Below are 14,647 nucleotides of genomic sequence, written 5' to 3' on the forward strand. Positions count from 1 at the left end.
CCCTGTTTTGGTGTAAATGATGGCGGATGTTTTTAGAAGTAAAGAAGCGCCAGGCACGATTAAGGTACCGCTTAACCACTGGCAAGCGTTATAAAATTTGCGGATCAGGCTAGGTGATTTGCTTTTGAAAACACACACTATTCTCCATTCCTGCGTACTGTCCGTAGTTATCTATGATGGTATATCCGCTTTTTTCGTAAAGCCTGATGGCTTCGGGTCGCCTCTTCCCGGTTTCTAATACGCACCGTTGATACTGTAATACTTTCGCCCATTGCTCTAATGCAGTGAGTACAAGTTTTGCAACTCCTTTGCCGCGGAGATGGGGTAGGGTATACATGCGTTTAACTTCCATGGCCTCTCCGCTGAATGCTTTCATGGCTCCGCAACCAATGGGCAGCCCGCCTTCATAAGCAACAACTACATGTTTGATCTGGTCTACTTTGTTAAACGTAGCGTAAAATGCGTGGTCGCTGCCGTCGCGTTCTGCGAGTTCCGCATCAAGCCGTTTAATCAATGCAATAAAATCCGGATCCGTTGAGTCGGTTCTTTTAAGCTGGAACATGTTTAAATTATGCTTTAACGGTGTCGTCTTCATCTTAATGGCGATCCGGAGGTGATAGATTTCTCAACATCCCGGAGACCTCAAAACGTCATAAATCTCTCTGTTATATCGTATGTGCATTATATTCTTACCAGAGCTATTTCCAGAGTGTTCTCCTAAAGGACGGTATAGAGCGGCAACGAATGTCATCCATATTGATGAACCTAAATCATACATGCAGCTCCCGGACTTCATCTGATAAGATACCCCCGATGACCTGCGGAGGCTTGTGCCATATTCCTATTTGATCATCTGTTAATATTGTATGCTTCGAGCTATACCCTCCGATTTCGCCGGATGAAAGTCCGAAATAAACCGTGTGCAGCCGATGATGCCGGATTACATACGAGCACATAATGCAAGGTTCATGCGTAGTAACAAGCATACAAGCCGATAAATCCATTGACTTTAACAGCTTTGTTGCCTGGCGAATAGCCTCGATCTCTGCGTGAAAGGTGATGTCGTTAAAAGTTTTAGCGCCTTCAATTCCTTCACCAATTACCTTTCCTCTGCATATCACCAGCGAGCCCACGGGACTATCACCCCGCGCTTTCGCTCTCCCGGCGAGCACGATGCACTGACGCATATAGCTGAAGTGATCCGGTGTAGGTTCGTTTGCCATCCTGATAACAATAAGTCGTCTTGTTGTAAAATGTAAAGAACATGGCAATACTAGGAAAGATCGCCCGATAATTAAATGGGTTCTGAATCTTTTTCAAACCGCTTGCTGTTTAATCCACTTTATTTCCTAAACCTTGGCCAGGGTACCTTCAGCAATGCTAATCCGAAATCCAATCCTCGCATGATTGGAACTGCTAAGTACTTCTGCATCCTTGCCGCGCCAGGGATAGGAGCAAGTACCCCGTAAAGCCGCTTTAGCCTAGCGGAAAGCGAAGCTGCGGCGTTAAGAAAGCGGCTGCGGAGTACTGCGGATAGCCCGCCCGGGCGCCCTGATCTTGTTGGAAATTTTTTATGAGAAAAAAATAATGTAATTATACCGGTCGGTATATATTTGTGTTATCATTATTTTTCCTGATGACAAAAGCAGAAAAAACAAAACAATATATTGTTGAGAAAACCGCACCTGTGTTTAACATGAAAGGTTATGCAGGAACATCACTCAGCGACATTACTGCTGCCACAGGCTTGACAAAAGGGAGCATCTATGGCAACTTTGCGAATAAGGATGAGATCGCACTGGCGGTATACGATTATAATGTAGGCATACTAAACAGGGGTCTGAACTCAGTGGTTGCAGAGTCAGCAACGGCAACAGACAAATTACTGCTGATGGCAAATTTTTACCGCTCACAGATGAAGCAAACCCTTACTATGGGTGGTTGCCCGATTTTCAACACCGCTATTGACGCCGACGATACACATCCTGCTTTGAAAGCAAAGGCCGCAAAAAGCCTGAAGGACTGGAAGAAATCCATCGAAAGTATTATTAAAAAAGGCATTGCTGCCGGTGAAATTAACCCGGTCGTAAATGCTGCGCTGTTTGCCACTGAGTTTATTGCCATCATCGAAGGCGGGATCATGCTTGCGAAGGTTACCGGTGATATCTCGATGTTAAACACCTGCATCAGCCGTGTCGAAAGCATCATCAACAACGAACTTAAACCTTAATTTTTTACTCCGGTTTTATACCGGTCGGTATAATCCTGACTGTATTCCTTTAGTCATCAGGAATTTCTAAAAACATCGAAATGAACACAACAGGCAAGACCGTAGTAATAACGACGGAAGAACTGAGAACGAATGGATTTGAAATAAGGGTGGAACAAACTGAGGTAATGTACCGCCTGTTTCCTGCTTCACCGGCAGATGCGCTTTCTTTGATGACCAACAGCAGCAAGGAACTGCAAGCCTTCAGTAATTAGCGGCAACGTTGGAATCCTATTTGCACCTATAGGCAACAAACCCGCAACCATTGGTTCCCACCCCAAAGTGTAACGATGAAATACCTAAAACAAGAGCACCAGGCAATAAGCACGATTTTGTCGTTTGCCCTTATTCCTTTATCTGGTTTTGCAACCGACATCTACCTGCCGTCGCTGCCGTCGATGGCCACCGACTTGAGCGTGAGCAATACCGCCGTGCAATTTTCGCTCATCATCTTCATGGTAAGCTCAGGTATAAGTCAACTATTTGTGGGTAGTTTATTGGATAGCTTTGGCAGGTACAGGCTGGGGATTATGGCCTTACTTGTATTTGTACTGGCCAGTTTTACGATAGCGGTTACAGATAATATATACCTGATATACCTGATGCGGGTGATACATGGAATCACGATTGCGATCATCGTTGTTGGAAAGCGGGCGTATTTCGTCGATCGTTTTTCCGGCGATAAACTAAAACACTTCACCAGTTTGTTTTCTATCATCTGGGCCACCGCACCTATAATCGCCCCGTTTTTGGGTGGCTATTTGCAGGTTGCTTTTGGCTGGGAGTCGAACTTTTACTTTCTCGGTATCCTGACCGCCTTGATACTTTGTCTGGAGTTAATCTATGGAGGTGAGACCCTCAAACATTTGCAGCCATTTAACCTAAACAGGATTGCAAGGGTATATTATACGACCATCAAAACTGCAGACTTTAGCCTTGGCCTTATTATTATTGGCTTATGTTATGCCATGCTGATGGTTTATGGAATGACTGGTCCGTTTATTATCGAGCATGTTTTCAACTATTCGCCGGTGATAACAGGGTATTGCTCCCTGCTTTCAGGAGTGGCACTAATGATTGGTGGGATGGTAAGTAAAACCTTCATCCGGAAGCCGCTTACACGTAAGATCAGGATCGGGATTGTGCTTCAATTATTATGTGCCATTGGTTTAATAGCGGGTTCGTCGTTTTTTCAAAACATCTTTTTTCTGATGACAATGGTGTTAGTCATACACCTGTTGTCGGGATTTTTGTTCAACAACTTCTTCTCTTATTGCCTCGGCAGATTTTCAACCAATGCGGGGATTGCCAGTGGGATCACCGGGGGATCGATGTACATTATTACTTCCATATTCAGTTATGGGGTGATCAACGCTTTAAATATAAAAAGCATGGCGTTATTGGGTTTTGGATACCTGGTGCTGAACTTGCTGATCGCCGTATTTTTCTTGCTTTTTAATAAAGTAAAAAGAACCGATACATTGGTTAACAACCGCCAGGCGTCGTTTTTACCTGGTGATTCAAAGCCGGCAGTGATTTGATAAACCAGGGGCGTAATGCGCCTGGGATCGGGTTGCTTCCAGCTCCCGTTAGCTGATATAAACTAACTTATTCACAAGCGGGCATTACTGATTTGCACAAGTGTGCAGCACATGGTGTAGTATTGTTCGATTAAACAACTAACGTAATGAAAAGAGTCGTGGTCACGGGTTTAGGTGTGATATCGCCTTTAGGTAATACAATAGCAGAATTCTGGTCTAATATTGTTGCCGGTAAAAGTGGGGCCGCCGGTCTTACGAAATTTGACCCCGCGAAGTTTAAAACGAGGTTTGCGTGTGAAGTAAGGGACTTTGATCCGCTACAATACTTCGACAAAAAGGAAGTAAAAAAATACGATCTGTTTACCCAATATGCTATTGCGGCATCCGACATTGCAATGAAAGATGCAGGACTTGACTTTAAGCAGGCCAGTGAGCAGGAACGTGATGCAACCGGGGTAATCTGGGCTTCAGGAAACGGCGGTATTGGTACTTTTGAAGAACAACTCCGGGAGTTCCACGCCGGTGATGGAACTCCAAGGTTCAATCCCTACTTTATTCCTAAAATGATTGTCGACATTGCTGCAGGTGTGATATCGATCCGGCATGGGCTACATGGACCAAACTACTGCACGGTGTCCGCTTGTGCCTCGTCGAATACAGCCATAATAAATGCATTTGATACGATACGGCTGGGAAAGGCAGTGACCATGATTGCAGGTGGCTCGGAAGCGGCCATCACCCCATCTTCGGTCGGGGGTTTCAGTGCGGCACAAGCCTTGTCGAAGCGTAACGATGAACCCGCAAAAGCATCCCGTCCGTTTGACAAAGATCGGGATGGATTTGTGATGGCTGAAGGTGCCGGCGCGCTGGTGTTGGAAGAGCTGGAACACGCCCTGGAAAGAGGTGCGCCGATTTACGGAGAAATGGTGGGTGGAGGTATGGCCGCAGACGCCTATCATCTCACCGGAACTCCTGCAGATGGCTATGGGGCATACCTGGGAATGGTGAATGCATTGAAAGACGCTGGTGTAACCCCCGACAAGATCGACTATATTAACGCCCACGCTACTTCAACCGGCCTCGGCGATATAAGTGAGTTGGTTGGGATTAAGCGGTTGTTTAACGATCTGCCGGTTGCGATCAGTGGTACAAAGTCGATGACGGGTCACTTGCTTGGCGCGGCAGGTGCCATTGAAAGTGTGATCAGCTTGCTGGCAATTAAATACAACCAGGTACCTGCTACCATCAACACGGAAAACATTGATGCGGCGGTTCCTGCAGGATTAAACATCATCATCGGCAAGACGATCAGCCAGGAGGTAAACTACGTATTGAACAATACTTTTGGCTTTGGCGGTCATACGGCAAGCTCTGTGTTCAAACGGTATTCGGATTAGGGATTTGCGGATGGGATAGTTGATTGGTTGATTAGTTGACTGGTTGATAGGTTGACTTGTTGATAAGTTGATTGGTTGATAAGTTGATTGGTTGACTGGTTGATAAGTTGATTGGTTGACTGGTTGAGAAGTTGATTGGTTGACTGGTTGATAAGTTGATTGGTTGACTGGTTGAGAAGTTGATTGGTTGACTGGTTGACTGTTCTGAGTTTGATGGAATGAATTAGTTAGCGCGCAAAAGTTTTCTTTTACATTTTACATTTTTAATTGCAGTTAGAATGTTTTGCCAGCAAGAATTTTTTTTACATTTTACATTTTTAATTTTTAATTTTCACGACGTTGGAGTGTTTTGCGTGCAAAAGTTTTTTTTACATTTTACATTTTTAATTTGTCATTTCTCACGGCCTCGTTGTTTTTACTTTTTAATTTTGACTTTTGACTTTTTTCCTGCTCACAACTTCCGTTACCTGGTAATGCCGCATTTCCTGTATGTTGCTGAAAAAGGCCTTGATGTGACCATAAAAAGTACGAAAGCCAGGGCTTTTCCGAAAACCTTCCAGGTGATCCTGGGTGGAGGTCCACTCGATGCGCAACATATACTGACCCGGTTCTTCTTCACACTCTGACAACTCGTATGCCGTGCAATACTCGGAGTCATCGAGCTGTGCGGAAGCACTCCGGTACGCCTGCACAAAGTTTTCCCTTTGGTCAACACCAACTTTATAACGGATGTATTCTATCGTCATGATGAAATATTTTGAGATGCAAAGCTGTGACTTAAAGATTCAATCGGCCTGAGTATCTTTTTTACCAATGTGAACACAAAGCTTTACCCGCTTCAAGATAAGTTGTCAAACAGGTATTTCAAAACTGCTATAATAATTAAGTCTGTTAAAACCGTAAGCTTTTTACCGGAAGGAATGTACAATGGGGTTGATCATAATCACGTCATACCCCAGACTTTTTGATGAAGGGTCACTGGTGCAGTGCAACCGTCCTGAGCCATACTTTGCAACAGGCAAACGGACTTTTTAGGGCTCAAACCGGTGCTTAAACCTTAATTAAAAGAGCTCCTGAATTCAAGAGGGGAGAGGTTTGTTTTGCTCTTGAATAATTTATTGAACGATTGCGGGAATTCAAAACCAAGTTGGTAAGCTATCTCGCTAACGGAAAGCGTAGTTGTCGTTAAGGCTTCTTTGGCCTTTTCAATCAGTTTTCTGTGGATGTGCTGTTGGGTATTTAATCCCGTTAAGGTTCGCAACATATCGCTGAGGTAGTTGGGCGACAGGTGCAATTGTTCTGATAGGTATTGCACGGTTGGTAACCCTGACTGCCCTACCTGTTCGCCATTGAAGTATTTCGCCAGTATGTCCTCCAGTTGTACCAGCAGGTCACTTGTCGCCGTTTTGCGGGTGATAAATTGCCGGTTGTAATAACGGTTACAATAGTTGAGCAACAGTTCCAGTTGTGAAACCATCACGTCCTGGCTAAATTGATCGATTGAAGAATGGTATTCCTGCCGGATGTTCGTCGTAATCTGTTCAATGGTCTGCTCTTCCTTATCTGAGAGGTGCAGCGCTTCGTTTACTTCGTAAGAAAAGAAGCCGTAGTTCCTGATATTTTTGCCCAGCGGGTAGTTGAGGATAAAGTCCGGATGAAAGAACAGCGACCACCCGGCGCAATCCCGCGAGTCGTCGTTGTCAACGGAGATCACTTGTCCGGGCGAAACGAAGCTCATGGTACCTTCATCAAAATCATAATAATTTTTACCATAGCGCATTTTACCCTTGAAGCTTTTCTTCATCGAAATATTATAAAAATTAAAAACCAGTTTGTTCCAATCCTCTTTGTCCAGGTTCACCACTTCGCTGTGCCTGACAAGGCTAATCAACGAATGCTCAGGTTTTGGAAGCGATAAAATTCTATGCACCTCTGAAATGGATTCGATTAAACGTGGACCACCGGATGGCTTTTTCATATAGATCATTTAGGCATTGATATTCGTTACCAGGTACATCGAACCTGTATTTGATGCTGTTTAGAAAGAAAGGGAGGGGCAACGGGGAAGTTAACCCTTCCCCTTTCCCCCTAATACGTGAACAGGATTGTTAATGCAATCTGTCCTTGTTAGTTTACCTGTTAATCATCGACATACCCGCTTCATCGTACCGCGCCCCGGTTGACATACCAGGCGGCACAATGCTTTCGAGTTCAAGGATCTCCTCACTGCTCAGGGTGATTTCTGTGGCAGCTATGTTTTCCTCTATGTACTTTAGGCGTTTGGTTCCCGGTATGGCTACACTCCCTTTGGAAAGCACCCAGGCAAGTGCAAGTTGAGATGCCGTTACACCTTTTGCCTGGGCTAACCTGGTGATTGCCTCAACAAGCTGTATGTTCTGGTAAAAGTGCTCACCCTGGAAGCGGGGAATACTACGCCTGAAATCATTCGGTTCAAAATCATCCGGGCTTTTAATGTCACCGGAGATAAAGCCCCTTCCGAGTGGCGAGTAGGCTACGAAACCAATCCCAAACGCTTCAAGTGTTTCCAATACCCCGTTTTCTTCAACGGCTCTTTCAAACAAGGAGTATTCGGTTTGTACCGCCGAAATAGGATGAACCCCATGCGCCTTCCTGATGGTTTCTGCTGACGCTTCAGAAAGGCCGATATAACGGACCTTACCTTCCGAAACCAACTCAGCCATTGCGCCAACGGTGTCTTCGATGGGTGTGTTCGGGTCAACCCTGTGCAGGTAGTATAAGTCAATGACGTCGGTACCCAGGTTTTTCAAACTGCGTTCAGCAGCTTTCTTTACATAAGCAGGTTCACCGTTTATCTTCCAGGTAAGCGCATCATTATCGTCGATTTCGAAACCGAATTTTGTAGCAATAATATACCGGTCACGATTGCCTTTAATTGCCCGTGCCACCAATTGCTCGTTTAATACCGGTCCATAAAGGTCAGCGGTATCCAGGAAGTTGCCGCCAAGGTCAAGTGAGCGATGTATAGTGGCGATGGACTCCTTTTCGTCGGCCCGGCCGTAAATATCATTTCCGGCAATAGTGGTCATGCCCATGCACCCAAGTCCCTGCACGGGTACGATAAGCCCCTGGGTTCCTAAAGGTGTTGTTTTCATCTTGTTCATATTACAATGATTTTGTAATGCAAAGGTGGATACCATCAGAGACCAAAAAGTAGCCGGATCAGGTTAACCCGTATCCAAAACAAGGAAACAGTAATGTATGGTACCAGCTGAAGCTAATGGATCTTGCACGATGGATGTACGCTTAGCAGTAGCGCTTAACAACGCTAGTCAGCAATAATCACCTTTATGCCTTTTTCTTCCAGCAGTTTTATAGTTTCATCAGCCACTCCACTATCGGTAATAATTACCTGCACCATGTCGAGGTTACAGATACGGCCCAGTCCCCGACGGCCAAACTTCGAACTATCCGCCATGATCACAACCTGCTGTGCTATGTTGATCATCTTTTTATTCAGACTCGACTCATTCAGGTTAGTGATAGAGATACCAAACTCGGGATCAATCCCGTCCGCACCCAAAAACAATACATCACAGGAAATATGGTCGAGGATCATTTCAGCAAACGAACCAGCGGCTGATGCTGAGCTTTGATGGATAAGTCCGGCGAGTTGCAGCACTTCAACAAAGGGCCGGTTATGTAGTTCCAGTGCAACCTTTAATGCAGGTGTAATAACCACCGTATGTTTGGAGGGGTACAAACAACGGGACAGCTCGTAAACGGTAGTGCCCGAGCCAATAATGATCGAATCCGTTTTAGTCGTAAGCGGTACAGCGGCCCTGGCGATCTTCTTCTTCTGGTCTACATTAATAAACTCTTTTTCATTGATGGGCTTTTCAAGGGCATAAGGGTTATCGATTGATGAACCTCCCTTTGTTCGAAACAACAGATTTCGTTCTTCCAGAAGTTTAAGGTCTTTCCGGATAGTGACCCCGGTTACCTGCAAACGCTCACTGAGTTCCTGTATGTCGACACGCCCTTTTTCTTGTAAAAGCTGTAAGATGGATTGATGCCGCTCTGTGATATTCATGGGTGAAGGTTCCGTTTATAATTTATTTCAAAAACAAAATAAGTCTATTCGCCGGTAAGTTGAAGTTGCAAGGACTAAACTTTAAACTGACATTTAATAATCTTTACTTTCTATTTAAAAATGTTTAAGTTTCTTTTTCATATCTGAAAATTATCATTATTCTTGTATCCGTATCTGTTGCATATAAACAAGCAACCGTAAGTAACAGGACTTAGCAGAAGCAGGGCTACGCAATACAGACAGGCCGGTAAAATACGCTGACACGGATTGAAGATAAACTTCACCTGCCAGCATGTACTTACCAATTTGCAGACATAACCTTTAGATAATATTCGGGTAAGAAGCATTTTTACAACTTTGTAAATACTATATACCTATTAATCCAGGTATTTATAATCTTTTAAAATCTTCACTTTGTTTAAACATGAGGTTGTTCCCGTGATCATCCGGGTATTTTTTCACTCCATAACATTGCTTGTATGACCCCCTTAAAAGCCAGTCGCTTACCCCATGTACGTGTACTGAAATTACCACCCCGGTTGGCGTTTGCTGCTTCATTGATTCCCGCTTTTATTTTCGTGTTATTGTTGCTAACTCCCACTATGGCCGGTGCACAGGACAACGCTCCCGGCACAACAACTGTAAAAGGCCAGGTAACAGACGAAAAAGGTGCTCCCCTCGCAGATGTGAGCATCACCCTGAAAGGAACCAATGTAGGAACGGCCACGGGCCCAATGGGTGACTTTTCAATAGCAGTATCCGGTAGCCGTCCGGTGCTCCTGGTCAGTTCTGTTGGTTATGCCACCCAGGAGATCCCCGTTAACAACCAGCAAAATCTTAAGATCGTGCTCCAACCGGATGCCGTAGCTTTAAACAGCGTTGTTGTGGTAGGTTTTGGAACCCAGAAGAAAGTAAACCTTACCGGTTCGGTGTCTTCGATTTCTTCCAAAGACCTTGCATCACGGCCGGTTGCACAACTCTCTGCAGGATTGCAGGGACTTGCTCCCGGCATCACGGTTACGCAAGGGTCCGGCAGACCCGGTGGCGATGGTGGAACCATTCGCATCCGCGGTATTGGAACCCTGAACGACGCCAATCCACTTGTATTGATCGACGGGATCGAAGGCGCCATTAACAGCGTAGATCCAAATCTTGTTGAATCGGTCTCCGTTTTGAAAGACGCTGCTTCGGCCTCTATCTATGGCTCGAGAGCAGCAAACGGTGTTATCCTGGTTACCACTAAACGGGCAAAAGGCAACCGGCTGTCTGTAGCTTACAACAACTACCTCGGCTGGCAAAGTCCCACTAACCTCCCCGAAATCGTAAACGCACTTGATCATATGCAGTTGATCAATGTTGCCTATGTTAACTCGGGACGGGCGCCGCTGTACAGTAATGACCTTATCCAAAAATATATTACGGAGGGTGCTTCCAACCGCGACCTATACCCGGATACCGACTGGCAGAAAGAAGTATTATCAGGTTCCGGCTTTATGCAGAACCACTTTCTTAGCCTGAATGGCGGAAGTGAGAAAATTAAGTTCATCACATCACTTGGCTACCTCGATCAAAAGGGGCTGTACCCAACTTCGGGCTTCAAACGATACACCCTGCGCAACAATGCCGACATGATCTTTTCAGATAAGGTAAATGTCCGTTTCGACATCCAGTTGTCCCATTCAATTACTACGGAGTCTGGCCGTGGCTCAGCTTCGGTCTTTAACCAAATGAACCGCATCGGCTCCAATGTTCCGGGCATTTTTGCGAACGGAAACTGGGGTGAAGGTTCTAACGGCAATAATCCGATTGCATACAGCAGGTCAAATGGGGGCTTACAAAAAAATACCAGTCCGAACTTGTTGCTAAATGCAACATTAAATTACCGGCCAACAAAATCCCTGCTTGCGGAGTTCACGGTTGCTCCACGCTACAACGAGTCGAACGATAAAAACTTTGCACGTGCGGTAACAACTTACAAAGCCGATGGCTCAGTTGCGTTCACGTCTCCGGCAATTACCTCGTTGGATCAATCGAACAGCAAGAGTTTGTACAATAACCTGAGAACAACACTTACCTACACCGGCAACTTTGGCGATCATCACCTGAAAGTGCTGGGCGGTGTTTCACGGGAGGATTACAAAAACGAAAACTTCTCAGCTTCCCGCGACGGGTTTGTATTGCCGGATTACCCTGTGCTGAACACAGGTTCATCAAGCACCCAGGTAAATACGGGCACTGCTTCAGAATGGGCACTGCAATCTGTTTTTGGCAGGATAAACTATGATTACAAAGAACGTTACCTGCTCGAGCTAAATAGCCGTTACGATGGATCATCCCGTTTTGCCCGCGGCAAACAATATGGTTTTTTCCCATCTGTGTCTGCAGGGTGGCGGGTTTCGGAGGAAGCTTTTTTTGTATCAATGAAACCGGTAATCAACGATTTTAAATTACGTGCATCATGGGGGCAACTGGGCAATCAGTTGATCGGTACCTATCCGTTTACTTCATCCATCGTATTAGGTGCATATGCAATGGGCGGCCAGATCGTAAATACGGCCGCGTTAAATACCATGGCCAACCCGGAAATCTCCTGGGAGACCACTGAAATGACGAACATCGGTCTCGACGCAAGGTTATTTGGCAACTTCAGTATTACAGCTGATTATTATACCAAACGCACCAGCGATATCCTTTACGACCTTGATATCCCGCTCACGCTTGGCTTAGCTAAACCATACCAGAATGCCGGGGTGGTTCAAAATAAGGGGTGGGAGTTAGGGGTTGCCTATGCCGGCGGAACAAAAGATTTCCGTTACGATGTAAACTTCAACATCTCGGATGTTCAAAATAAAGTTGTGGACCTTAAAGGGGTAAACCGGACAGGGATAACAGTCAGTAATGAAGGTTACCCGATCAATTCACTCTACGGTTTCGAGGCTTTAGGCATCTTCCAATCAGACGATGAGGTGGCTAAACATGCAAAACAATTCGGCAGTGTAAAGGCAGGTGATATCATTTACAAGGACCAGAACGGTGATGGCATCATCAACGACGCTGACAATATCATCATCGGCAGCACCATACCGCGGTACACTTACAGCTCAACCATGAATGCCTCTTACAAGGGTCTTAACATCAGCTTGTTCTTACAGGGTGTAGGCAAGGCCAACGGCTACCTGTACGAGCAAAGCATTATGCCGTTCTTTAACGGTGGAACTGTTCACGAACAACATAAGGATTACTGGAGTCCGCAAAACCCTGGTGCCGCCTTTCCGAGGCTTGCATTCGGTGAATCCAATAATGAAAAAAATTCGAGTTTCTGGATGAAAGATGCGGCTTACCTGCGCGTGAAAAACCTGCAGCTTGGCTATACCATCCCCGGGCGCCTTACCCAGCGAGGTGGAATAAGGAACCTCAGAATATACGTCAATGCACGCAACCTGTTTACCTGGGATAATTTCTGGCGTGGATACGATGTGGAAACTCCCGTAGGTACCGGCAACGTTTACCCGCAGGTTAAGGTGTATACTTTCGGTGTGGATGTTAACTTTTAAATGAACCCCAATGTCAAAAATTACGATAACATTTCTGGCGGCAATTTGCCTGATTACAATCCTGCCGGGGTGCAACAAGGATTACCTTGAAAAGTACCCGCTTTCCGGGCCGTCTTCCGCTTCATTTTATTCCAACCAGGATGAGCTGATGATGGGTCTTTATGGTTGTTACCAGCAACTCAATTACGGCAATGGCTCCCTGAGATTGCCATGGCACATTTTTATCGACGCTGTTTCCGACATCTGCTGGGAACGTACAAACGGCGCCCTGCAGGATCTTGGTAAGGGTGCCTTCGACGTCAACAACGACATCGTTTTACTAAAGTGGCGGGAGACCTACAAAGGCATCGGCCGGTGCAACTTTTTACTCGATAACATCGATCGGCTTAAAGATAAAATACCGGCAAACCTGTTTAACCAGGTAAAAGCGGAGGCCCGTTTTATTCGAGCCCTACACTACCACTACCTTCTTACGCTTTTTGGCGACGTGCCCTTAATTACCACCGGGCTAAGCCTCGAAGCATCGCAGGTAGAGCGTACTAAGAAAGAAGAGGTTGTGGACTTCATCCTGAAAGAAATGACTGAAGCTGCTGTTGATCTTCCACTTAACCAGGATGCGATGAACAATGGCCGCGCAACAAAAGGTGCCGCGCTTGCTTTCAAGGCAAGAACAGCCTTGTATCACGCAAAATGGGATATGGCCGCACAGGCGGCGCAAGAGGTGATGAACCTGAACAAATACCAGTTGCACACCAATTTCGGAGAGTTATTCAGGTACGCTGGTGCATCATCAAGGGAGATCATTCTTTCATTACAGTATAAGAAAACGGTTGTAACCCATACCACGCCCCGTTACTTTCTTTCCCGCCTGCCGGGAGGAGTTTGCGACAAAGTACCACTACAAAGTTTTATCGATACCTACGAAGCCAGGGACGGACTGTCTATCGATAAGTCGCCACTTTACAATCCGGCAAGGCCATACGACAACCGGGATCCGCGTTTGGGGATGACTGTAGCGCTGCCAGGCACCGTGCTGTTTGGCTTTAATTTCGAAACCCATAAGGACAGCCTCACCACCTGGAACTACAATACAACACCCGCTACCCGGGTGGCCAATACCGATGCAACCCACGCTTTTGCTACTTTCACGGGTTATGTGTGGCGAAAGTATTGCGATGAAGTTGACCGGGCCGATAACCAGAATTCGGAGTTGCCGATAATCCTGATGCGTTATGCTGAGGTATTACTGATCTATGCAGAAGCGAAGATTGAATTGAACCAGATCGACAACTCGGTTTACGCCGCCATCAACGCCGTCAGGCAACGGCCTACGGTGCTCATGCCAGTTATCACACCAGGTAAAACCCAGGCCGAAATGCGTTCTGCAGTACGCAAGGAGCGCAAATATGAATTTGCAATGGAGGGCCTGAGGCTTGCAGATATCCGCCGTTGGAAGATTGCTGAACAGGTAATGAACGGACCCGTTTATGGCAGGGTACCAAGAGGCTTGCTTTCGAACCCACCGGTAATCGACGCCAATGGAACACCAAACTACAGCAATGTTACCAATCGCGCAGATATGCGGTTAATAGAGACAAAGATTTTTAATGCTGGTCGCGATTACTTATTTCCTATTCCCGGTATCGAAATATTAACCAATAAAAAGCTGGTGCAAAATCCAGGTTATTAGTGGTACAACAGGCTTCGAAAATGGATTAGTGCAAAGCTGCCAATCAGTAAAATGTGTACCAGCTTTAAGTACAATTAACACCAGGAACAAGGATCAGGAAACTGCATTCCTTTATATCTAACGA

12 protein-coding genes are annotated in these 14,647 nt (G+C 45.8%); 6 read left to right on the forward strand and 6 right to left on the reverse strand.

Going from position 1 to position 14,647, the window contains the following annotated elements:
• Positions 1–109: 109 nt before the first annotated feature.
• Entirely contained in the window at positions 110–562 is a 453-nt protein-coding gene (locus tag EXU57_RS00725; protein ID WP_133266249.1) for a GNAT family N-acetyltransferase, read from the reverse strand.
• A gap of 208 nt (positions 563–770) precedes the next feature.
• Positions 771–1,223: a nucleoside deaminase gene (locus EXU57_RS00730; RefSeq protein ID WP_133266250.1), complete on the reverse strand. Its 453-nt coding sequence runs from the start codon at positions 1,221–1,223 to the stop codon at positions 771–773.
• Positions 1,224–1,636: 413 nt separating this feature from the next.
• Between EXU57_RS00730 and EXU57_RS00735 the strand changes: the two genes are divergently transcribed.
• From EXU57_RS00735 to fabF, 4 genes are all read left to right on the forward strand, one after another.
• Positions 1,637–2,230, forward strand: a complete 594-nt coding sequence (locus EXU57_RS00735) for a TetR/AcrR family transcriptional regulator (RefSeq protein WP_133266251.1) — start codon at positions 1,637–1,639, stop codon at positions 2,228–2,230.
• Positions 2,231–2,310: 80 nt separating this feature from the next.
• The gene (locus EXU57_RS24925; protein ID WP_165957986.1) at positions 2,311–2,484 is read left to right on the forward strand and encodes a hypothetical protein; all 174 of its coding nucleotides are present in this window, start codon (positions 2,311–2,313) and stop codon (positions 2,482–2,484) included.
• Positions 2,485–2,559: 75 nt separating this feature from the next.
• A complete protein-coding gene (locus EXU57_RS00740) occupies positions 2,560–3,810 on the forward strand; it encodes an MFS transporter (protein WP_133266252.1) in 1,251 nt (416 codons plus the stop codon).
• A gap of 146 nt (positions 3,811–3,956) precedes the next feature.
• Entirely contained in the window at positions 3,957–5,207 is a 1,251-nt protein-coding gene (gene fabF, locus EXU57_RS00745) for a beta-ketoacyl-ACP synthase II (RefSeq protein ID WP_133266253.1), read from the forward strand.
• A 422-nt stretch (positions 5,208–5,629) separates the two neighbouring features.
• On the opposite strand, the gene EXU57_RS00750 is transcribed toward fabF, so the two are convergent.
• The 4 genes from EXU57_RS00750 to EXU57_RS00765 all read right to left on the reverse strand — a co-directional run bounded on the left by EXU57_RS00750 (position 5,630) and on the right by EXU57_RS00765 (position 9,279).
• Positions 5,630–5,953: a putative quinol monooxygenase gene (locus tag EXU57_RS00750; protein WP_133266254.1), complete on the reverse strand. Its 324-nt coding sequence runs from the start codon at positions 5,951–5,953 to the stop codon at positions 5,630–5,632.
• 311 nt (positions 5,954–6,264) lie between these two features.
• Positions 6,265–7,185, reverse strand: a complete 921-nt coding sequence (locus EXU57_RS00755; protein ID WP_133266255.1) for a helix-turn-helix domain-containing protein — start codon at positions 7,183–7,185, stop codon at positions 6,265–6,267.
• Positions 7,186–7,339: 154 nt separating this feature from the next.
• Positions 7,340–8,350: an aldo/keto reductase gene (locus tag EXU57_RS00760; protein ID WP_133266256.1), complete on the reverse strand. Its 1,011-nt coding sequence runs from the start codon at positions 8,348–8,350 to the stop codon at positions 7,340–7,342.
• Between the two features lie 164 nt (positions 8,351–8,514).
• Complete coding sequence (locus tag EXU57_RS00765; protein WP_133266257.1) at positions 8,515–9,279, reverse strand: DeoR/GlpR family DNA-binding transcription regulator; 765 nt, start codon at positions 9,277–9,279, stop codon at positions 8,515–8,517.
• Positions 9,280–9,758: 479 nt separating this feature from the next.
• Between EXU57_RS00765 and EXU57_RS00770 the strand changes: the two genes are divergently transcribed.
• Positions 9,759–12,833, forward strand: a complete 3,075-nt coding sequence (locus tag EXU57_RS00770; protein ID WP_133266258.1) for a SusC/RagA family TonB-linked outer membrane protein — start codon at positions 9,759–9,761, stop codon at positions 12,831–12,833.
• Positions 12,834–12,843: 10 nt separating this feature from the next.
• Positions 12,844–14,523 carry a RagB/SusD family nutrient uptake outer membrane protein gene (locus EXU57_RS00775; protein ID WP_133266259.1) on the forward strand — a complete coding sequence of 560 codons (1,680 nt, stop codon included), beginning with the start codon at positions 12,844–12,846 and terminating at the stop codon, positions 14,521–14,523.
• The last annotated feature ends 124 nt before the right edge of the window (positions 14,524–14,647 follow it).

This window comes from Segetibacter sp. 3557_3, from assembly GCF_004354985.1.
GTDB lineage: Bacteria > Bacteroidota > Bacteroidia > Chitinophagales > Chitinophagaceae > Segetibacter.